This window comes from Actinomycetospora chibensis (assembly GCF_028737215.1).
Taxonomy (GTDB): Bacteria; Actinomycetota; Actinomycetes; order Mycobacteriales; family Pseudonocardiaceae; genus Actinomycetospora; species Actinomycetospora chibensis.
In genome coordinates, this window is the sequence record NZ_JAQZAM010000012.1 from 190,247 (window position 1) to 209,962 (window position 19,716).

Below are 19,716 nucleotides of genomic sequence, written 5' to 3' on the forward strand. Positions count from 1 at the left end.
GGTTGCGGCGCAAACCGATCGCCACCATGGCGGCCGAGACCGGCGCCGACGCCTCCGCGGGCCACGAGGGCGGGGACCTCAAGCGCTCGATCGGGCTCGGTCAGCTCGTGGCCATCGGCATCGGGTCGACGGTCGGCACCGGCATCTTCTTCGTGCTCTCCGAGGCCACCCCGAAGGCCGGGCCCGCGGTGGTCCTGTCCTTCGTGATCGCCGGGATCACCGCCGGACTGACCGCACTCTGCTACGCCGAGCTGGCCTCGGCGGTGCCGGTGTCCGGGTCGTCGTACTCCTACGCCTACGCCACCCTCGGCGAGGCCGCGGCGATGGGCGTGGCCGCCTGCCTGATCCTCGAGTACCTCGTCTCCTCGGCCGCCGTCTCGGTGGGCTGGTCGGAGTACCTCAACGCCCTCCTCCAGAGCACGGTCGGCGTCCGGGTGCCCGAGGCGCTGTCCGGAGCGCCGGGCGCCGGCGGCATCGTCAACCTGCCGGCGATCGTCCTCGTCCTCCTCTGCACCCTGCTGCTGATCCGCGGGGTGAGCGAGTCGGCCACGGCCAACGCGATCATGGTGGTGATCAAGCTCGCGGTCCTGCTGCTGTTCGTCGGGCTGGCGTTCACCGCGTTCTCCGCCGACAACTTCGCGGAGTTCGCGCCGCTCGGCGTCGGGGGTATCGGCGCCGCGGCGGGCACGGTGTTCTTCTCGTTCATCGGCCTCGACGCCGTGTCGACGGCCGGCGAGGAGGTCAAGGACCCACGACGCACCCTCCCCCGCGCCCTGATGCTCTCGCTCGTCGTCGTCACCGTGGTCTACCTGCTGGTGGCCGTCTCGGCGCTCGGCGCGCAGCCGTGGGAGCAGTTCGAGGGCCAGGAGGCCGGGCTCGCGGCGATCCTCACGCAGGTGACGGGCGCCAGCTGGCCGGGGATCGTCCTCGCCGCGGGCGCCGTCATCTCGATCTTCAGCGTCACCCTGGTGACGATGTACGCCCAGAGCCGGATCCTGTTCTCGATGAGCCGCGACGCAATGCTGCCCCCGCTGCTCTCGCGGGTGAACCCGCGCACCCTCACCCCGGTGCCCACGACGCTCCTCGTCGGGATCGCCGTCGCCGTGCTGGCCGGTCTGGTGCCGCTCGACGTCCTCGCCGACCTCGTCAGCGTGGGGACCCTCGTGGCGTTCAGCGTCGTGTCGATCGGGGTCATGGTGCTGCGCCGGACCGCGCCGGACCTCCCCCGCGGCTTCCGCGTGCCCGGCTACCCGGTGACCCCGGTCCTGTCGATCGCGGCCTGCGTCTACCTCATCCTCGGGCTCTCCTGGATCACCCACCTCGTGTTCGTCCTCTGGCTGGCGGCCGCGTTGATCTTCTGGGCGCTCTACGGGGCCCGCCACTCACGGCTCATCGGCACCCCGGCCGGGTCGTCGGACGGAGGGGCGTCGTCGTGACCGTGCTCGTCGGGCACCTGCCCGGGACCGACCCCGACGCCGCGGTCTCGCTCGGGGCGCGCCTGGCGCGCGTGATCGGCGGCCCGCTCGTCGTCTGCACCGTCTCCCCGCCCGGGCACGACGAGACGCCGGAGGCCACCCCGGAGATCGACGGTGTCGAGGTCGAGGTCGAGCACATCGAGGACCGCTCGGTGCCCGGCGGCCTGGCCCGAGCCGCGCACGCACGCCAGGCCGACCTGGTGGTGCTCGGCGACGGCCCGCCCCGCCCGGGATCGGTGGGCGCCCGCCTCGCGCGGGCCGCCGACGTGCCGGTCGCGCTCGCCGGGCACGTCGCGCTCGCCGACGGTGCCGTCACCCGCGTGACCTGCGCGTTCGGCCCGGGGCGCCGCGCCCACAGCGTGCTCGCCACGGCCGCGGACCTCGCCCGCCGCGCCGACGCCGCCCTGCGCGTCGCGTCCTTCGCCCCGCAGCGCGGGCCCACCGTGCCGCCGGAGGCGGGCCTGCACGCCGAGCGGGTGGTCGTCGAGCAGTGGCGCGAGCAGATGATCGGCGCGCAGCGCGAGGCGCTCGAGGGCCTGGGGATCGCCGGCGCCGAGACCGTCGCGGTCGCGGACGAGACGGTCGAGGAGGCCGTGCGGTCGCTGGAGTGGGGCGAGGGTGACCTCCTCGTCGCCGGCGCCTCGGCCGCCGGCGCCGCCACCCGGCTGCTCATCGGCGACCCCGGCGCCGCCGTCCTCGAGGCCTCCCCCGTGCCGATCGTCCTGTCCCCGGGGGCCACGGCGCTCTGAGTGTCAACGTCGGTTGACACTCAGCGTGTGTCAACCTAGATTGACACGCATGGCCGATGCGACGGCAGTGGCGGCGGCGGCGTCCTCGCAGGACCCGGCGACAGGCCTGGCGGCGGTGGTCTCCCTGCGGGCGCTCCTCGAGTCCCTGGAGGAGCTGCAGGTCCGCAACGCCCGGGACCAGGGCTGGTCCTGGCAGCAGATCGCCGACGGGCTGTCGGTCAGCCGGCAGGCGGTGCACAAGAAGTACCGCCGCAGCGGAGTCGTCTAGGGAGAACGTCGCGGAGGTCCGACCATGTTCGAACGCTTCACCGATCCGGCGCGCCGGATCGTGGTCCTGGCCCAGGAGGAGGCCCGCGAGCGCGCCGACGACCACATCGGTAGCGAGCACCTCCTGCTCGGGCTGTGCCGGGCAGGTGAGACCCGCGGGGCGGCGCTGCTCGCCGCCCGCGGGGTGACCCTCGCGGTGGTCGAGGAGGACCTGCGCCGCGCGGGACCGCCCGACCTGCCCGACCGCGAGGCGCTCGCCGGCGTCGGCATCGACCTCGACGAGGTCCGCGCCCGCATCGAGGAGGCCTTCGGCCCGGGTGCGCTCGAGAACACCCGGGCCGCGGGCGGGCGGCGACGTCGGCTCTGGGGTCGCATCCCCTTCGACCGTGGCGCGAAGAAGGTCCTCGAGCTCGCCCTGCGCGAGGCGATGCACCGCGGCGACCGCGCCATCGGCTCCGAGCACGTCCTGCTGGGCATGCTCCACCGCGAGACCGGTCGCGCGGCGCCGCTGCTGCACGCCCGGGGCGTCACGTTGCCCGCGGTGCGCGCGGCCCTCGACGACGCGCCCGGAGCGGCCAGCGGCTGACCGCCCCGGGGTCGTCGAATGATCGACGGAGCGATACGGACACTCAACGTCTGCGACGGTCCGCCGCTGACACGTACTAGGACTCGGCGAGCTCCTCCAGCGGCGGGCAGGAGCACACGAGGTGGCGGTCGCCGTGGGCGGCGTCGATGCGCCGCACCGGGGGCCAGATCTTCGTCGGGCGCCCGCCGGCCGGGAAGGCCGCCTCCGCACGGGAGTAGGCGTGGTCCCACGCCCCGCCCAGCACCGAGCGGGCAGTGAAGGGCGCGTGGACCAGCGGGTTGTCGTCCGCCGGCCACTCCCCCGACTCGACGCGGGCGATCTCGCCGCGGATGGCGATCATCGCGTCGATGAACCTGTCGATCTCGGCGAGGTCCTCGGACTCGGTCGGCTCGACCATCAGCGTCCCGGCCACCGGGAAGGACATCGTCGGCGCGTGGAAGCCGTAGTCGGCGAGGCGCTTGGCGACGTCGTCGACGGTGATGCCCGACGCCTTGGTCAGCGGGCGCAGGTCGAGGATGCACTCGTGGGCGACCATGCCGCCCGGCCCGGTGTAGAGCACCGGGAAGTGCTCGTCGAGGCGCTTCGCGACGTAGTTGGCCGCGGCCACGGCGGTGAGCGTCGCGCGGCGCAGCCCGTCGACGCCCATGAGCCGGACGTAGGCCCAGGAGATCGGCAGGATCGACGCCGAGCCCCAGGGCGCACCGGCGACGGGGCCGATCCCCGTCGCGGGCCCGGCGGACGGCTGGGCCGGGTGGTTCGGCAGGAACGGCGCGAGGTGCTCGACCACGCCGACCGGACCGACGCCGGGGCCCCCGCCGCCGTGCGGGATGCAGAAGGTCTTGTGCAGGTTCAGGTGGCTGACGTCGGCGCCGAAGCGACCGGGGCGGGCGAGCCCGACCAGGGCGTTGAGGTTGGCGCCGTCGACGTAGACCTGCCCGCCGGCGTCGTGCACCGCCGCGCAGACCTTGCGCACGCGCGGCTCGTACACCCCGTGCGTCGACGGGTAGGTGATCATGATCGCGGCGAGCGTGTCGGCGTTCTCCCCGATGACCTTCTCCAGGTCCTCGAGGTCGACGTCGCCGCGGTCGGTGGTCTTCACGACCTTGACCCGCATGCCCGCCGAGATCGCGGACGCGGCGTTCGTGCCGTGCGCCGACGACGGGATGAGGCACACGTCGCGGTGCTCGTCGCCCCGCGAGCGGTGGTAGGCGCGGATGGCCAGCAGACCGGCGAGCTCGCCCTGCGAGCCGGCGTTGGGCTGCAGCGAGACCGCGTGGTAACCGGTGAGGTGCACCAGCCAGTCCTCGAGGTCCGTGATCACCTGCAGCATCCCCGGCGCGTCGGACTCCGGTGCGAACGGGTGCAGGTCGCCGAAGCCCGGGTAGGTGATCGGCTCCATCTCGGCGGTGGCGTTGAGCTTCATCGTGCAGCTGCCCAGCGGGATCATGCTGCGGTCGAGCGCGACGTCCTTGTCGGAGAGCTCGCGCAGGTAGCGCAGCAGCGCGGTCTCGCTGCGGTGACGGTGGAAGACCGGGTGCGTGAGGTACGACGACGTCCGCTCGAGCGTGGCGGGCACGGCGTCGGCGGTGGCGGCGTCGAGGTCCGAGACGTCGAGGTCGCCCGCGCCCAGGGCGCGCCACAGGGACTTCAGGTGCTCGCGCGTCGTGCGCTCGGAGCAGGAGACGCCGACGTGGTCGGCGTCGACCTCACGCACGAGGATGCCCTCGTCGCGACAGGCGGCGACGGCGGCCGGGGCCCCGCCGGGCACGCGCACCAGGACGGTGTCGAAGAACTCGCGGTGCACCACCTCGACGCCACCCTTGACCAGGCCCGCGGCCAGCACGGCGGCCATCCGGTGGGTGCGCCGCGCGATCGTGCGCAGCCCGGTCGGCCCGTGGTGCACGGCGTACATCGCGGCGATCACCGCGAGCAGGACCTGCGCGGTGCAGATGTTGCTCGTGGCCTTGTCGCGGCGGATGTGCTGCTCGCGGGTCTGCAGGGCGAGGCGGTGGGCGGGGTCGCCGTCGGCGTCGATCGACGTCCCGACGAGACGCCCCGGCAGCTGGCGGGCGAGGCCCTGGCGGACGGCGAGGAACCCGGCGTGCGGGCCGCCGAAGCCGAGCGGCACCCCGAAGCGCTGGGTGGAGCCGACCGCGACGTCGGCGCCCAGGTCGCCGGGCGGGGTGACCATGGTGGCGGCGAGCAGGTCGCACGCGGCGATCACCGCGGCGCCGCGGTCGTGCACGGCCTCGATCACCGTGCGGTGGTCGCGCAGCGCCCCGGAGGCGCCGGGGGCGGCGAGCAGGAGGCCGAAGAAGTCGTCACCCGGAAGACTCACCCCCTCCCCCGTCGCTCCGCTCGCCCCGCCGGTCACATCGACGGTCTGCAGCTCGATGCCCAGCGCCTCGGCGCGCGTCTCCAGCACCGCGACGGTCTGGGGCAGCGTGTCGGCGTCGACGAGGAAGCGGCTCGACTTCGTCCTGTCCGCCCGGCGCAGCAGCAGCATCGCCTCGGCCGCGGCGGTCGACTCGTCGAGCATCGAGGCGCCGGCGACGTCGAGGCCCGTGAGGTCGCAGACCATCGTCTGGAAGTTGAGCAGGGCCTCGAGGCGGCCCTGGCTGATCTCCGGCTGGTAGGGCGTGTACGCCGTGTACCAGGCCGGGTCCTCGAGGACGTTGCGTCGGATCACCGGCGGGGTGAGCGTGCCGTGGTAGCCCAGGCCGAGCATCGGCTCCAGCGTGGTGTTCCGCGCGGCCATCCCGCGCAGCTCGTCGAGCACCTGGGCCTCGGTCGCCGGCGGCGGCGGAGCGTGGCCGGTGGGGTCGTCCGACCAGTCGGCCGGATCGGTGCGGATCGAGCTGGGCATCGCCGTGTCGGCGAGCTCCTCCAGCGAGCCGACGCCGATCGTCTCGAGCATGCGCGCGAGGCCCGCGGCGTCCGGGCCGATGTGCCGGTCGGCGAAGGGCACCCCGTGCTCGAGCGCAGCGAGGGGAGCGGACTCCCAGGAGGAGCGGGGGGGCGAACCGTGCGGTGCGGACATGACGCCTCCGGTGGCAGGGCGAGCAGGGGCCTCGCACGCCGCGGACAGCACCATCATCGTGCCGTCCGTCGCGTACGGCCTCCCCCTCTGCCGCTGCCCGCTACCGTGCGGACGCCTGAGAGCTTCGCCGGTGAGGTGGGCTCACCCTCGGCTTGCACCATCGGCGGGTGGTCGACCCCGGCCGGAACCGGAACCGATCACCTCTTTCCAGAGGTCGTCTCCTCCGCGCGGTCTGGGATGCCTGAGAGGTTCCGGGGAGGAGTTGCTCCTTCGGCGCCTGCGACCAGAGGCTTCTGTGTGCAGGTCTCTCCCGCGCGGTGTCCAAGTACGACGCGGTGAGGATAGCGCAGTCGGGCGGCCGGACCCAGCGTCCGCGTGGCCCGTGTCACCGGGCGGGTGTCAGCCGGCGGAGCGGGCTCCGCGGTTGCGGCGCGAGGCCAGCTCGTCCTCCGGCGACGGGTCGACGACGGCGGTGTCGGCCCGCTCGGCGGGGAAGCGGGCGATGCTGCCGGAGATCTCCCGCATGGCACCGCCGACGGCGATCCCGAACACGCCCTGACCCCCCTGCAGCAAATCGACGACCTCTTCGGGCGAGGTGCACTCGTAGACGGTGACACCGTCGGAGAACAGCGTGATGCGGGCGAGGTCGCGCACGCCGTGGCGGCGCAGCTGGTCGACGGCGACGCGGATGTTGTTCAGCGAGACGCCGGTGTCGAGGAGGTTCTTGACCACCTTGAGCACCGCGAGATCCTTGAACGAGTACAGCCGCTGGGAGCCGGAGCCCGTCGCGGAGCGGATGCTCGGGACCACGAGCTTGGTGCGCGCCCAGTAGTCGAGCTGGCGGTAGGTGATGCCGACGATCTGACACGCGGCCGGCCCGCGGTACCCGACGACGTCACCCGAGGGCGGTCCGTCGCCGAACACTTCCTCGGCGAACAGCGAGCCCTGCTCGCCCTCCGGACCGAGGGGCTCGAGCTCGGGGCCGGCGGGTCCGCCGTCCTGACCACCGCTCACCGATTGCCTCCCTCGTTCCGTTGTGGCGCCGACGGTACGAGCGGCGGAGATGGGGGTCAACGCGACGCGCGGCGACTCTCGACCTTGACTTCAGGGTGAGGGTAACCGACCCGTACTCCGCGGCGTCCGACGGATGGGTCCGGACGACGGAGGAGTCTGGACCCATCGCTCAGACGTGCCGCGAGACTACGTATCCGCCCCGCGGAAGTCCTCCGGCGACACGGAGTCGAGGAACTCGCGGAACTTCTCGACCTCGTCCTCCTGCTCGTCGGGGATCACCAGACCGGCCTCGGAGAGGACCCCCTCCTCGGCGTGGATCGGCACACCGACCCGCAGGGCGAGGGCCACCGAGTCGCTGGGGCGGGCGGAGACGCGGATGTCGCCGTCGAACACCAGCTCGGCGTAGAAGGTGCCCTCCTGCAGATCGATGATCCGGACCTGCTCGAGCCGGCGGTCCAGCGCGCCCAGCACGTCCTTCAGCAGGTCGTGGGTGAGCGGGCGGGCGGGCTTGACGCCCTGCTGCTCGAGGGCGATGGCCGTGGCCTCGACGGAGCCGATCCAGATCGGCAGGTACCGGTCGCCCTCGGCCTCCCGGAGAAGGAGGATCGGCTGGTTCGCGGGGAGCTCGACCCGAACCCCCACGACACGCATCTCGCTCATGCGGCTCGCCTCCTTCGATCGACGGATCGAGACGCTACACGCTCGGGAACCCCCGCGCCCGAGTCCGCGAGGGCCTCCGCGGGCTCCGTCGCCCAGCGGGCCGGGGGCCGTGTGACGACCCTGTGACGGGCCGGTTCAGCGCTTGAGACCGTGGCGCAGACCCGACCCGACGAGCAGCGCGTGCAGGCGTCCGGAGAGCGCCGCCAGCTCCGCCGAGAGCTCCTCGGCGCGGCGGGCGGCCTCGGGGCCGCGGCTGCGGGCGACGGGGGTGACGAGCTGGGCGAGCAGGCCCACCTCGCGGTCCGCGCTGGCGCGCGCCGAGCGCAGCAGGCGCGGCTCGACACCGAGACGCGCGAGGGAGGCCGCGGTGCGCGCGACCAGGACGTCCTCGGGCTCGTAGCGGCCGTCGGCATCGGGACGCAGGATGCCGTGGTGCTCGAGGCCGTCGAGCAGCGAGGAGTCCACGCCGTCCTCGGCGAGCAGCACGTCGCGGCTCACGGTGTCCCCGCGCGCGGTGCGGACGCCGTCGGGGTCCTCGTCGGGCTCGACGCGGTCGGCCACCGAGGCGAGGCTGCGCACGCGGGCGGTGGCCGCGGCGCTCGGGCCGGAGGGCGTGGTCGGGCCGCCGGGGCCGCCCGGTCCGCCGGGTCCACCGAGGCCGGGGCCGCCCGACTCCGGCGGGGCCGCCGCCGTCGCGAGCGCGCCGTCGGCGCCGCCCGGGGTCTCCCCCGGCAGCGTCGGGCCGCCGTCGACGGGGTTGCGGTCGAACTCGTCGAGCCGCGCTCGGATGACCTTGAGGGGCAGGTAGTGGTCGCGCTGCGCGGACAGCACGAACCGCAGGCGCACGACGTCGGCGTGCGAGAACTGCCGGTAGCCCGCCGGGGTGCGCGCCGGGCGGATCAGTCCCTCGGACTCGAGGAACCGGATCTTGGAGATCGTGATCTCCGGGAAGTCGGCACGCAGCGCGTCGAGCACCGAGCCGATCGAGAGGGGGGAACCCCCAGGCTCGGACAGCCCGGCGGCGGTCACTCCAGCCCCGCCCCCGCCCCGGCCGACCCGCCGTCACGGGGACCGGTGAGGAAGACGAGGCGGAACTTGCCGATCTGCACCTCGTCGCCGTTGGCGAGCACCGCGGTGTCGACCGGCTCGCGGTTGACGTACGTGCCGTTGAGGCTGCCGACGTCCACCACCACGAACTCCGCGCCGTCGCGGCGGAACTCCGCGTGCCGGCGGGAGACGGTGACGTCGTCGAGGAAGATGTCCGAGTCGGGGTGCCGCCCCGCGCTCGTGGTGTCCCGGTCGAGGAGGAAGCGCGACCCGGCGTTGGGGCCGCGCTTGACCACCAGCAGCGCGGAGCCCGTGGGCAGCGCGTCGACCCCGGAGACCGGGGCGCCGCGGGACTCGGTCTCGGGCTCGGCCAGGAAGTCGGCCCGGAAGACCGACGTCGTCTCGCCCTGACGCTCGGGGGGGACCGGGGGACCGCCTGTGCTCACCGTGCTCCTCCGTCGTGTCGTGCTCGGTCTCGTGCTCGCTCGAGGTGTCCCGCCCGTCCCCGGCCGGCTCCGGGACCCTTCAAGGGGCCCCGTCCCCGGCCTCGGTGACGGATCGTCGCGAGGTGGCCGTCACGGTACCGGTCCCCGTCACGGGGTCGAGGCCCTCCCCACCCACCGTGAGCGAGAGTCCGCGTGCCGTGGCGGAGAGTCAACGGTGGCGGCCGTCCGGGCTCCCCGAACGAGGGCCCGCGCACGGTCAGGACCCGTCGACGATCTCCTGGTAGGCGGCCGCGTCGAGCAGGTCCTCGAGGGCGCGCGGGTCGGGCAGGCGCAGCTCCATCATCCAGCCCGAGCCGTACGGGTCGGAGTTGATGAGCTCCGGGGTGTCGGCCAGCCCGTCGTTGACCGCGATGACCTCGCCGTCGAGCGGCGCGTAGATCTCCGAGACCGACTTGGTGGACTCGACCTCGGCGACGGACTCGCCGGAGGACACCGTCGCCCCGACCGAGGGCAGCTGGACGTACACGACGTCGCCGAGCTGGTCCTGGGCGTAGTCGGTGATGCCGACGCGGACGACCGACGGGTCGGCCTCGCTCGTGGTGATCCACTCGTGCTCGGCGGTGTAGCGCAGGCCCTCGGGGACCACCGGCGACTCCTCACGTCAGGGGTTGGTGCTCGGTCCGGCCCGCGTTCTCCCCGGGCGGCGGCAGGCTAGAGCGCCGGGCACCGGCGGGCCAAGCCGGGACCGTGCACGTCACGCCGTCGCGACCGGTGACCGGACGAGTTGGACGAGGTAGAGCGCGCCCGACCACAGGTGCAGTGCGACCCCCCACACCGTGAAGGCGTAGGCGAACGGACGGGCGATGTCGGCGCCGGCCCAGTCCATCTGCGCGAGCAGGAGCAGGGGGAACGCGTAGAGCAGGTTGAGCGTCGCGGCCTTGCCGATGTAGAGCACCGGGAAGGCCAGGTAGCCCTTGCGCCGCAGCAGCGGCAGCGCGAGCGAGACCACGACGTCACGTCCGATGATCAGCACGAGCACCCACCACGGGACGATCCCGCGGATGAGGAACGCGACCAGCGTGGCCACGGTGTAGAGCCGGTCGGCCAGCGGGTCGAGGAGCTCGCCGAGGCGGCTGTACTGGTCGAGGGCGCGCGCGATCCGGCCGTCGAGCCAGTCGGTGATGCCGCTGGCCACCAGGACGACGAGCGCCCAGCCGTCGGCCTGCGGCCCGAGCAGCAGCCAGAGGAACAGCGGCACCCCGAGCAGGCGCACGAAGCTCAGCGCGTTGGGCACGGTGAGCCAGCGCTCGCCGGCGAGCTCGCGGAGGGTCACGGCGGGGAGTATCCCCCGGACCTTCCGGCCGCAGCAGGGTCAGCGCGCCGTCCAGCCCATGTCCATCGTCACCGGCGAGCCGGTGAAGGTGGACCCGGCCGGGGTCTGCAGGAACGCCACGACGTCGGCGACCTCGGAGGGCTCGATGAGCCGCTTGCGGGCGTGCGGGGTGAGGATGACCTCTTCGATCACCCGGTCCTCGCTGATCCCGTGGGCGCGGGCCTGGTCGGCGATCTGCTTCTCGACCAGCGGGGTGCGCACGTAGCCGGGGCAGACGGCCGTGGCGGTGATCCCGTCCTCGGCGCCCTCGAGCGCGAGGGTCTTCACCAGCCCGAGGACGCCGTGCTTCGCCGAGACGTAGCCCGCCTTGTACGGCGAGGCGGCCAGGGCGTGCGCCGAGGCGATCGCGACGAAGCGCCCGCCCTCCGGGGCCGCGCGCAGGGCCTCCCACGCGTACTTCGCCAGCAGGAACGGGCTGGTCAGCAGGATCGCCTGGAGGGCGTCCCAGCGGTCCTCGTCGAAGTCGGCCACCGGCGAGACGTGCTGGAAGCCCGCATTGGGCACGACGAGGTCGAGGCGGCCGAACTGCTCGAGCGCCGTGTCCACCGCGGCGCGGTTGCCCTCGCGGGTGGTGAGGTCGGCGCCGAGCGACGGTCCGGGGAGCGTCTCGTCGGCCTTGAGGTCCACGCCGAGGACCGACCACCCGTCACCGTGGAGGCGGTCGACGATCGCCCGCCCGATCCCGCTGCCCGATCCGGTCACCACCGCTGCGCGCTGCTCTGCTGCCATGCCCCCGACCGTAGGCTCTCGCGCGTGATCGTTCCCGGGCCCGGGTCAACCAGCCCCGCCCTCGGCCTGCCCGCCGCCCCCGCTCCCCCGGTCCCCGACGTCCGGCGCCTCGCGGTGCTGCGGGCCAACGGCCTCGGCGACTACGTCGTCGCCGAGCCCGCGCTGGCCGCCCTGCGCGCCGCCTACCCCGACGCCGAGGTGACGCTGCTCGGTGCCCAGCACCACGTCGGGCTGCTCGCCGGCAGGCCGTCGCCGGTCGACCGGGTCGTCACCGTGCCCCTGATGCCCGGCGTGCGGGTCGGCCCCGACCCGGACGCGAGCGAGGACGAGATCGAGGCCTGGGCCGCCGAGCAGCGGGCCTACGGCTACGACCTCGCGGTCCAGATGCACGGCGGCGGGCGCAACTCCAACGCACTGCTGCTGCGGCTGGGCGCCCGCGTGACGGCGGGGTCGGCGACCCCGGACGCGCCGCGCCCCGACCGCTGGGTGCCGTACTGGCCCTTCCAGCACGACACCGTCCGCTGGCTCGAGGTGGCCGCCGCGGCCGGGGCCGCGCCGACGCGGGTGGAGGCGTGCGTCGAGGTCACGGCCGAGGATCTCGCGTCATCGCGCGCGGTGGTGCCGGCCGGCGACGCGCCCCTGCTCGTCGTCCATCCGGGCGCCACCGACGCCCGGCGCTGCTACCCCGAGGAACGCCTCGGGGCGATCGCCCAGGATCTCGCCGACCGCGGAGCCCGTGTGGTCGTCGCGGGCGGGCCGTCGGAGGCCGAGCGGGTCGCCCGCGTGGTCTCGGGCATGCGCTCGACCCCCGAGACGGCCGTCGGGACGCTCGATCTGCCGGGCCTGGTCGGGCTGCTGTCCCGCGCGACGCTGGTGCTCGGCAACGACTCGGGGCCGCGGCACCTCGCGGGCGCGGTCGGTACGCCGACCGTCGCCGTCTTCACCTACGCCAACCTCGCGGACGTGGCGCCGCTGACCCGCGTCTGGCACCGGGTGCTCGTCTCCTGGCACGGTGGGTGCCGGGTGTGCGGGATGCGGGTGCTCGACGGCTGGTGCGGGCACGAGGAGAGCGCGACCCACGACGTCGACGTCGCCGAGGTCCGCGAGGCCACGCTGGACCTCTGGGAGCAGGGGATGCTCCGCACGTGAGTGATCCGGGTCGTCCTGACGACCCGGATACTCACGTGACGCGGAGCGTCCTCCCCTCCTCCGCGGCGACGATCTCGCCGACCACGGGGTGCCCGGGGATCTCGCCGGCGAGCAGCAGGCCGCCGGAGGTCTGGGCGTCGGCGAGCAGCAGGGCCATGGTCTCGTCGGTGTCCACGAGGTCGAGGCGCGCGTGCGGCCGCACCCAGTCGAGGTTGCGCCGCGACCCGCCGGGCACGTAGCCGTCGCGGGCGGCCTCGCGGGCGCCGTCGAGGAACGGCACGGCACTGCTGTCGATCACCGCGGTGACCCCGGATGCCCGCGCGAGCTTGTGGGCGTGGCCGAGCAGCCCGAAGCCGGTGATGTCGGTGCCCGCCCGGATGCCCGCGGCGACGGCGGCGCGCGAGGCCTCGGCGTTGAGCGTGGTCATCACCTCGACGGCCGCGGCGAACGACTCGCCGGTGGCCTTGTGCCGGTTGTTGAGCACGCCGAGGCCGAGCGGCTTGGTGAGCGTCAGCGGCGTGCCCGGGCGGGCGGCGTCGTTGCGGATCAGGGCCTCGGGATCGGCGACCCCGGTGACCGCCATGCCGTACTTGGGCTCCGGGTCGTCCACCGAGTGCCCACCCGCGACGTGGCAGCCGGCGAGGTCGGCCACCGCCAGGCCCCCGCGCAGGACCTCGGCGGCGAGGTCGTAGGGCAGCACCTCGCGCGGCCAGCACAGCAGGTTCAGCGCGATCACCGGGCGCCCGCCCATGGCGTAGACGTCGGAGAGCGCGTTGGCCGCCGCGATGCGTCCCCAGTCGTAGGGGTCGTCGACGACCGGGGTGAAGAAGTCGGTGGTCGCGATCAGCGCGAGGCCGTCGCGGATCCGCACGGCCGCGGCGTCGTCGCCGTCCTCGAGCCCGACGAGGAGCTCGCCCTCGCGCGTCGTCGACGGCGACGGCATCAGCCCGCGCACCACGTCCTCGAGCTCGCCGGGCGGGATCTTGCAGGCGCAGCCGCCGCCGTGGGCGTAGCCGGTGAGGCGCGTGGCCGGGGACGTCGCGGTCATGCCCCCGTTCTACAGCCTGTGCAGGCCCTCCAGCACACGCTGCATGACGTCGCGGGAGGGGGCGCCCGACGCGGCGACCGCCCGCGGGTGGACGAGCAGCAGCCCCGCGCCCGCCATGTCGTCGATGATCACGCGGGCGACGCCGAGCGGCACCGAGAGCAGGGCGGCGACCTCGGCGACCGAGCGAGGGTCGCCCACCACGTCGCCGAGCGCGACGTGCTCGGGGTCCTCCAGCGGCGGGCGCGGCGAGGGGATGGACACGAGCGTCTCGACGGCCAGGTCGGCGCGCGCCTTCGTGCGCCCGCCGGTGCGGACGTACGGACGGACGCGGGTGCGCGTGCTCTCCGGGGGCGGGGTCGCGGTGATGAACAGCGGCAGGGTCGGCGCGTCGTCGGCCTCGGGCCCCGCCGACACCGCCGAACGGCGCAGTGGCGGCGCGGCCTGGGTGGGCACGACCGCGTCCTCGGCCGCCTCGCGCTCGGCCGCCCGGCGGGCGCGGCGGCGCTGCGAGCCGAACCGGGCCCCGGTGCGTCCGACCGTGGCGTCCTCGGAGGTCTCCTCGGGGGCGGCCTCCGGGACGGGCACGGGCTCCGAGACCGGGCCCTGATCCTCGGGGTCGTCCTCGACGATCCCGCGCGGGAAGCGGGCGCCGGTGCGACCGACGCGCGCGCGACGGCGCGGCCGGTCGGTGCCGTCGCCGTCGCCGTCGCTCACTCTCCGCTCCCCTCGGTGGACCCGATCGGCGTATCCCTCCCGCCGAGCCGCCCCGCGCGGCGGCCCGAGATCGTGACCGTGACGCGAGGGCGGGAGTCACGATAGAGCAGGTCTCTCCTCCGATCACGCGATCTGTCCGGGCAGCACCGCGAGCGGTGACCGAACGTGATGTTGTGGTTACTCGGTGACGGCAGGATCACGGCCGCAAGACGACCCGATGTCGACCGGATCGGCCGCCGTGTCCAGCGACGACGGGCCCGCGCAGGGGCGCTAAGCTGGTGCTCAGCCCCACCTTGACCTCTCTCCGTGGGGCTGTTCCCACCGAGACTCGGGGTCGCCGTCGTTCCACCCGGTTCGCCGGGACGTCGACCCCGAGTCTCGTTGTTTGTACTCATCAACCATCCGAGCGACGCACCCGGATCCGCTCCCCCGCGAGGGCCACGACGTCCCCGGGCGCGATCTGCCGGCCGCGCCGGGTCTCGCTCCGGCCGTTGACCGTGACCTCGCCGGCCTCCAGCACCTCCCGCGCCGCCGCACCGTGCTCGACGAGACCGGCGAGCTTCAGGAGCTGACCGAGACGGATCCCCTCGTCGCGGATGTCGATGTCACGGACGGCCGGGCGCTCCACACCCGGAGAGTGTGCCGGGCGGCGCATGGGTCCCGGTGGTGGGATGGCGCCCGATGGACGTCGTGCTGCTGGTGGTCGCGGGGCTGGGTGCCGGGCTCACCGGGTCGATGGCCGGGCTCGCGTCGCTGTTCTCCTACCCGGCGCTGCTGGCCGTCGGCCTCTCCCCGGTGGCGGCCAACCAGACCAACACCATCGCCCTCGCGGTCAGCAGCGTCGGCTCGATGCTGGGCTCCCGCCCCGAACTGCGCGGCCAGGCGCCCCGCGTCCTGCGCCTGCTGCCGCTGACGATCCTGGGCGGGGCCATCGGCGCCGGTCTCGTGCTCGTGACCCCGTCGGACGCCTTCGCGCTCATCGTGCCGTTCCTCGTCGCCGGCGCGTCGCTCGTCCTGCTCTGGCCCCCGCGGATCGACGCCGCTCCGGTGTCGACGCGCGGCGGGCGCGCGGCGACCGTCGTCGGCGTCGTCGCGGTCGGGGTCTACAGCGGCTACTTCGGCGCCGCCGCGGGCGTCGTGATGATGGCCCTGCTCGTGCGCGCCCTCGCCGACTCGCTCGTGCGCGTCAACGCGGTGAAGAACGTGCTGCTCGGCGCGTCCAACGCCGTCGCCGCCGTCGCCTTCGCCGTCGTCGGCGAGGTCGCCTGGTCGGCGGCGCTGCCGTTGACGTGCGGGCTGCTCGTCGGCAACTACTGCGGCCCCGCGATCGCCCGCCGCCTCCCGCCGAGGGTGCTGCGCATCGGCATCGCCGTCGCGGGGCTGGTCCTCGCCGGCGTCCTACTGCAACGGGCCCTGACGACGCCGTGACGCGCCGCAGTGCAGCGAGGGTCACCCCCACTGCGCCTCACGCAGCCGAGGTGACCCTCGCTGCGTCACCGCTCGCTCGCCGGGTCGCAGCGAGGGTCACCCCCACTGCGCCTCACGCAGCCGAGGCGTCCCTCGCTCCCACCACTCCGCCGCACCATCGCCCCCCACCACCCCCGCGCGCGGGCTACAGCGTCTGGCCCCCGTCGACGACGATCGTCTGGCCGGTGATCGCGCGGCTCGCGACGACCCCGAGCACCGCGGCGGCGACGTCCTCGGGCGTGGTCTCGCGGTCGAGCAGGGCCGAGGCGGCGAGCTCGCGGCCACGGTCCTCGTTGCCCGCCCACCAGCGGGTCAGCACGAGGCCCGGAGCCACCTCGTTGACCCGCACGGGCGCGAGTGCACGGGCCAGCGAGCGGGTCAGGCCGTGCAGGGCGGACTTGCTCACCGCGTAGGGCAGCGACGACCCGTTGCCCGTGAGCCCGGCGATCGAGCCGATGTTGACGACGCAGCCGTCGTCGGCGGCGCGCAGGTCGTCGACCGTCGCGCGGGCGCAGTACCAGGGCGCCATGAGGTTGACCGCGAGCATCTGCTGCCAGACGTCGTCGGTGGCGCCGTCGAGGTCGTCGAGGGGCATCGGGATCGTCGCACCGGCGTTGTTCACCAGCACTCCGACCGGCCCCAGCTGCTCGCGGGCCGAGGCGACCATCGCCCGCACCGCCGCGTCGTCGGTGACGTCGGCCCGCACGGCGACCGCCCGGCCGCCGTCGGCGGTGATCTCGTCGACGACCGACTCGGCATCGTCGGCGGAGCGGCGGTAGGAGATCGCGACCGGGTGGCCGGCCCGGTGCAGGGCGAGGCTGCAGGCCCGCCCGATGCCGGTGCCGCCGCCGGTGACGAGCGCAGTGGTCACGACAGGGCTCACGAGCCGCTCAACTGACGCTTCACCTCGCCGGACACGCGCCGGCCGTCGGCCTGCCCGGCCACCTTGGGCTGGACGACCTTCATCACCGCACCCATCTGCTTCGGGCCCTGCGCGCCGGTCTCGGCGATGGCGGCCGCGACGATCGCCGTGAGGTCGTCGTCGGAGAGCTGGGCGGGCAGGTAGTCGGCCAGCACGAGCTGCTCGGCGCGCTCGCGCTCGGCGAGCTCCGTGCGGCCCGCGCCGTCGAACGCCTCCGCGGACTCCCGGCGCTTCTTCGACTCGCGCCCGAGGACGGTGACCACCTCGTCGTCGGTGAGCTCGCGGTGCTGCTCGCCCGCGACCTCCTCGGTGTTGATCGCCGACAGCGCCATCCGGATCGTCGAGACCCGCACCTGGTCCCGGGCCTTCATCGCGGTGGTGAGGTCGGTGCGCAGTCGTTCCTTCAGTTCGGACACACGAACCACCGTAGTCAGGTCATGCGACGCAGAATCGGCGTCGGCATCACCCGCAGCAGCCGGCCGAGGGCCGCCCACGGCCACGTCGGCACGTACGCGAAGGCGGGCCCGCGCTCGATCGCGACGGCCATGGCCTCGGTGCCGGTCTCGGCGTCGACGGCGAACGGCATCGTCATGCCCGCGTTGAGGTCGGTGCGGATGAAGCCGGGCGCGAGCGTGGTGACGCGGATCGGGGTGTCGGCGACGTCGACGCGGATGCCCTCGGCGAGGTGCGAGAGCCCCGCCTTCGTCGCGGCGTACGTCGTCTGGGCGCCCTTCAGACCGCGGTCGGCGGCCACCGAGGACACGACGACGAGGTGCCCGGCGTTCTGCGCGCGGAAGATCTCCATGGCGGCCTCGCACTGCGCCAGGGCGGCCACGAAGTTGGTCCGCGCCGTCGCCAGGTTGGCGTCGAACCGTCCCGTCCCGATCGGCGCGCCCTTGCCGAGCCCCGCGTTGACGACCACGCGGTCGAGCCCGCCGAGCTCGTCGCGCATCGCGCGGATCGTCGCGAAGACGGCGTCGTGGTCGTCGACGTCGAGCGCGGCGACGACGATCCGGACCCCGGTGGGCGCGAGCTCGTCGCGCAGGGCCTCGAGGCGGTCGAGGCGCCGGGCGACGAGCGCGAGGTCGTGTCCGCGCGCGGCGAGCCGGCGGGCCAGGCCCGCGCCCAGCCCCGAGCTCGCTCCGGTGATCAAGGTCCGCATGGGCCGGGAGCCTGTCAGGTCACCCGTGGGCGAGCACGTTCACCACCACACCCTGCGGCGTGCGCACGAAGAACCGGCGGACGCCCCACGGCTCGTCGGTGAGCGGGTGGACGATCTCGTACCCGGCCGCCACGGCGCCGTCGTGGACCGACTGCAATGTGGCGAGGTCCGCCACCTCCACCGAGACGCGGCTGTCCTCCGGGGCGGTGGCGTCGCGGCTGATGAGCTGCACCTGGGCGGTGCCCGCGCTGTGGTTGACGATCCAGCCCATGTCCATCGGGGTCTCGAGCCCGAGCAGGCCGGTCCAGAACGGGGCATCGGCGGCGGGGTCGTCGACGGCGAGGTTGGCGACGATGCGGCGCACGGTCGGGGTCATGCCCGCCAGCCTGCCGTTCCGAGGGCGTCGACGGCTTGGACGAATCCGACCCGCCACGGATCTCGGGAGTCTGGTGTTCTCCTGGACGTGGCGGACGACGAGCAGCTGCGCGCCGCGCTGATCGAGGACCTCGACGCGGGGTTCGAGGCGGTGGTGCGCGCCCACGGCGACGTCGTGCACGCGGTCGCGCGGAGGACCTCCGACCGCACGGCCGACGCCGAGGACCTCGCCGCGGAGGCGCTCCTGCGGGCCTACCGCGCCCTGCGCGGCTACACCCCGGAGCGCATCGAGGGCCTGATCCTGCGGCCCTGGCTGCTGACCATCCTGCTCAACACCGCCCGCAACGACCGCCGCGACGCCGCCCGCCGGCCCCGGACCGACGGCGTCGCCCCCGTGCCCGACCGCGCGAGCGCGGCCCCCGGTCCCGCCGAGCGCGCCGAGACCGGCGACCTCGGCGACCGGCTGGCCGGGCTGCTCGCCGAGCTGCCGGTCGCCCAGCGCACGGCGGTGGTGCTGCGCCACGTCGTCGACCTGCCCGTCGCCGAGGTGGCCACCGTCCTCGCCTGCAGCGAGGGCACCGCCCGGTCGCACGCCGCCCGCGGGCTCGCGGCGCTCCGGGCCCGCCTGACCGCCGACACCACCGAGGAGACGGCATGACCGACACCCCGACCGCAGACCGCCCGGCCCCCGACCCCCTGCTGGCCGGTCTGCGCGACCTCGCCGAGCCCGCCCCCACGACCCTGACCGACCGGGTGGTCGACGGCTGGGTGCGCGCGCCCAGCCCGCTCGGCGAGGTGTACGCCGTCGCCGGCGCCGGCGGGGTGCGCCTCCTCCGGACCGCGGCCCACGCGGGCGACCTGGAGGTGTTCCTCGAGGAGTACCGGACGCGCCACGGCCGCCCGGTGCGCCCGGCGACGCGCCCGCCCCGGGGTCTGCTGCCCGCCCTGCGCGGGACCGGCGGGCCACCGGAGCTCGACCTCACCGACGTCGGCGACTTCGCGCGGCAGGTCCTCGCCGCCACGGCGCGCATCCCGGCGGGCCAGGTCCGCCCCTACGGCTGGGTGGCCCGCGAGGCCGGGCACCCGAAGGCGGTCCGGGCGGTCGGCACGGCGCTCGCCCGCAACCCGGTGCCGCTGCTCATCCCCTGCCACCGCGTGGTGCGCGGCGACGGCGGCCTCGGGCAGTACCTCTCCGGTGCCGGGGACAAGGCGACCCTGCTGGCCGGCGAGGGCCTGGACCTCGACCGGGTCGCCGACCTCGCCGCCGCGGGCACCCGCCTGATCGGCAGCGACACCACCGGCGTCGTCTGCTTCCCGTCGTGCCACCACGCGCGCCGGATCACCGACGCCCACCGCCGCGGTTTCGCGAGCCTCGACCGGGCCCGCGCCGCCGGCTACCGCCCCTGCCGCGACTGCCGCCCCTGACCTACGTCTCCGGCCGACCCGTGAGTGGAATTCGGGGCTATGGGCCCG

At 74.6% G+C, this 19,716-nt stretch carries 23 protein-coding genes and 1 riboswitch; of the genes, 8 read left to right on the top strand and 15 right to left on the bottom strand.

From position 1 onward, the window contains the following. Window positions 1-26 precede the first annotated feature (26 nt). Genes PH189_RS19580 through PH189_RS30345 form a run of 4 tightly spaced genes read left to right on the top strand, consistent with a single transcriptional unit; the run spans window position 27 to window position 3,077 of the window. The gene (locus tag PH189_RS19580) at window positions 27-1,436 is read left to right on the top strand and encodes an APC family permease (RefSeq protein ID WP_274190559.1); all 1,410 of its coding nucleotides are present in this window, start codon (window positions 27-29) and stop codon (window positions 1,434-1,436) included. Continuing rightward, window positions 1,433-2,224: a universal stress protein gene (locus PH189_RS19585; protein ID WP_274190501.1), complete on the top strand. Its 792-nt coding sequence runs from the start codon at window positions 1,433-1,435 to the stop codon at window positions 2,222-2,224. Before PH189_RS19580 ends, PH189_RS19585 begins: the two co-directional genes overlap by 4 nt. Before the next feature lie 49 nt (window positions 2,225-2,273). Then, window positions 2,274-2,492, top strand: coding sequence for a helix-turn-helix domain-containing protein (locus PH189_RS19590; protein ID WP_274190502.1), 219 nt, complete (start codon window positions 2,274-2,276; stop codon window positions 2,490-2,492). Window positions 2,493-2,516: 24 nt separating this feature from the next. Further along, window positions 2,517-3,077, top strand: a complete 561-nt coding sequence (locus tag PH189_RS30345; RefSeq protein ID WP_337994169.1) for a Clp protease N-terminal domain-containing protein — start codon at window positions 2,517-2,519, stop codon at window positions 3,075-3,077. A 76-nt stretch (window positions 3,078-3,153) separates the two neighbouring features. On the opposite strand, the gene gcvP is transcribed toward PH189_RS30345, so the two are convergent. From gcvP to PH189_RS19640, 8 genes are all read right to left on the bottom strand, one after another. Then, entirely contained in the window at window positions 3,154-6,117 is a 2,964-nt protein-coding gene (gcvP, locus tag PH189_RS19605; RefSeq protein WP_274190503.1) for an aminomethyl-transferring glycine dehydrogenase, read from the bottom strand. Between the two features lie 218 nt (window positions 6,118-6,335). Then, a riboswitch (glycine riboswitch) is annotated at window positions 6,336-6,440 on the bottom strand. A 76-nt stretch (window positions 6,441-6,516) separates the two neighbouring features. Continuing rightward, a complete protein-coding gene (locus PH189_RS19610; RefSeq protein WP_378014908.1) occupies window positions 6,517-7,131 on the bottom strand; it encodes a MerR family transcriptional regulator in 615 nt (204 codons plus the stop codon). Between the two features lie 186 nt (window positions 7,132-7,317). Then, window positions 7,318-7,791, bottom strand: a complete 474-nt coding sequence (locus PH189_RS19615) for a bifunctional nuclease family protein (RefSeq protein ID WP_133828637.1) — start codon at window positions 7,789-7,791, stop codon at window positions 7,318-7,320. Between the two features lie 135 nt (window positions 7,792-7,926). Beyond that, a complete protein-coding gene (locus PH189_RS19620) occupies window positions 7,927-8,820 on the bottom strand; it encodes a MerR family transcriptional regulator (RefSeq protein ID WP_274190504.1) in 894 nt (297 codons plus the stop codon). Next, entirely contained in the window at window positions 8,817-9,284 is a 468-nt protein-coding gene (gene garA, locus PH189_RS19625; protein ID WP_274190505.1) for a glycogen accumulation regulator GarA, read from the bottom strand. The genes PH189_RS19620 and garA overlap by 4 nt, the downstream gene beginning before the upstream one ends. Window positions 9,285-9,540: 256 nt before the next feature. Beyond that, a complete protein-coding gene (gene gcvH / locus PH189_RS19630) occupies window positions 9,541-9,930 on the bottom strand; it encodes a glycine cleavage system protein GcvH (RefSeq protein ID WP_274190506.1) in 390 nt (129 codons plus the stop codon). 108 nt (window positions 9,931-10,038) lie between these two features. After that, entirely contained in the window at window positions 10,039-10,617 is a 579-nt protein-coding gene (gene clsA / locus PH189_RS19635; RefSeq protein WP_274190507.1) for a cardiolipin synthase ClsA, read from the bottom strand. A gap of 39 nt (window positions 10,618-10,656) precedes the next feature. After that, window positions 10,657-11,406 (bottom strand): SDR family oxidoreductase, encoded by a 750-nt coding sequence (locus tag PH189_RS19640; protein WP_274190508.1) that lies wholly within the window; start codon window positions 11,404-11,406, stop codon window positions 10,657-10,659. A 24-nt stretch (window positions 11,407-11,430) separates the two neighbouring features. Between PH189_RS19640 and PH189_RS19645 the strand changes: the two genes are divergently transcribed. Then, window positions 11,431-12,555 (top strand): glycosyltransferase family 9 protein, encoded by a 1,125-nt coding sequence (locus PH189_RS19645; protein WP_274190509.1) that lies wholly within the window; start codon window positions 11,431-11,433, stop codon window positions 12,553-12,555. A 31-nt stretch (window positions 12,556-12,586) separates the two neighbouring features. Here PH189_RS19645 and selD read toward each other — a convergent pair whose 3' ends face one another. From selD to PH189_RS19660, 3 genes are all read right to left on the bottom strand, one after another. Next, window positions 12,587-13,603 (bottom strand): selenide, water dikinase SelD, encoded by a 1,017-nt coding sequence (gene selD, locus PH189_RS19650; protein WP_274190510.1) that lies wholly within the window; start codon window positions 13,601-13,603, stop codon window positions 12,587-12,589. A 9-nt stretch (window positions 13,604-13,612) separates the two neighbouring features. Further along, window positions 13,613-14,317, bottom strand: a complete 705-nt coding sequence (locus tag PH189_RS19655) for a DUF742 domain-containing protein (protein WP_274190511.1) — start codon at window positions 14,315-14,317, stop codon at window positions 13,613-13,615. A 394-nt stretch (window positions 14,318-14,711) separates the two neighbouring features. After that, window positions 14,712-14,945, bottom strand: a complete 234-nt coding sequence (locus PH189_RS19660; RefSeq protein ID WP_337994170.1) for an RNA-binding S4 domain-containing protein — start codon at window positions 14,943-14,945, stop codon at window positions 14,712-14,714. Window positions 14,946-14,998: 53 nt separating this feature from the next. Here PH189_RS19660 and PH189_RS19665 point away from each other — a divergent pair, with 53 nt between their 5' ends. Then, on the top strand, window positions 14,999-15,745 hold the full coding sequence (locus PH189_RS19665) for a sulfite exporter TauE/SafE family protein (RefSeq protein WP_274190513.1): 747 nt from the start codon (window positions 14,999-15,001) through the stop codon (window positions 15,743-15,745). A 184-nt stretch (window positions 15,746-15,929) separates the two neighbouring features. Here the strand turns inward: PH189_RS19665 and PH189_RS19670 are convergent, their stop codons facing one another. Genes PH189_RS19670 through PH189_RS19685 form a run of 4 tightly spaced genes read right to left on the bottom strand, consistent with a single transcriptional unit; the run spans window position 15,930 to window position 18,244 of the window. Next, window positions 15,930-16,655 (bottom strand): SDR family NAD(P)-dependent oxidoreductase, encoded by a 726-nt coding sequence (locus PH189_RS19670; protein ID WP_274190514.1) that lies wholly within the window; start codon window positions 16,653-16,655, stop codon window positions 15,930-15,932. Between the two features lie 8 nt (window positions 16,656-16,663). Beyond that, a complete protein-coding gene (locus PH189_RS19675) occupies window positions 16,664-17,122 on the bottom strand; it encodes a GatB/YqeY domain-containing protein (RefSeq protein ID WP_274190515.1) in 459 nt (152 codons plus the stop codon). Between the two features lie 14 nt (window positions 17,123-17,136). Beyond that, window positions 17,137-17,868, bottom strand: a complete 732-nt coding sequence (locus PH189_RS19680) for an SDR family oxidoreductase (protein WP_274190516.1) — start codon at window positions 17,866-17,868, stop codon at window positions 17,137-17,139. A gap of 19 nt (window positions 17,869-17,887) precedes the next feature. Then, window positions 17,888-18,244 (bottom strand): VOC family protein, encoded by a 357-nt coding sequence (locus PH189_RS19685; RefSeq protein WP_274190517.1) that lies wholly within the window; start codon window positions 18,242-18,244, stop codon window positions 17,888-17,890. A gap of 87 nt (window positions 18,245-18,331) precedes the next feature. Between PH189_RS19685 and PH189_RS19690 the strand changes: the two genes are divergently transcribed. Further along, window positions 18,332-18,901, top strand: a complete 570-nt coding sequence (locus PH189_RS19690) for an RNA polymerase sigma factor (RefSeq protein ID WP_274190518.1) — start codon at window positions 18,332-18,334, stop codon at window positions 18,899-18,901. Then, the gene (locus tag PH189_RS19695; protein WP_274190519.1) at window positions 18,898-19,668 is read left to right on the top strand and encodes a methylated-DNA--[protein]-cysteine S-methyltransferase; all 771 of its coding nucleotides are present in this window, start codon (window positions 18,898-18,900) and stop codon (window positions 19,666-19,668) included. The genes PH189_RS19690 and PH189_RS19695 overlap by 4 nt, the downstream gene beginning before the upstream one ends. The last annotated feature ends 48 nt before the right edge of the window (window positions 19,669-19,716 follow it).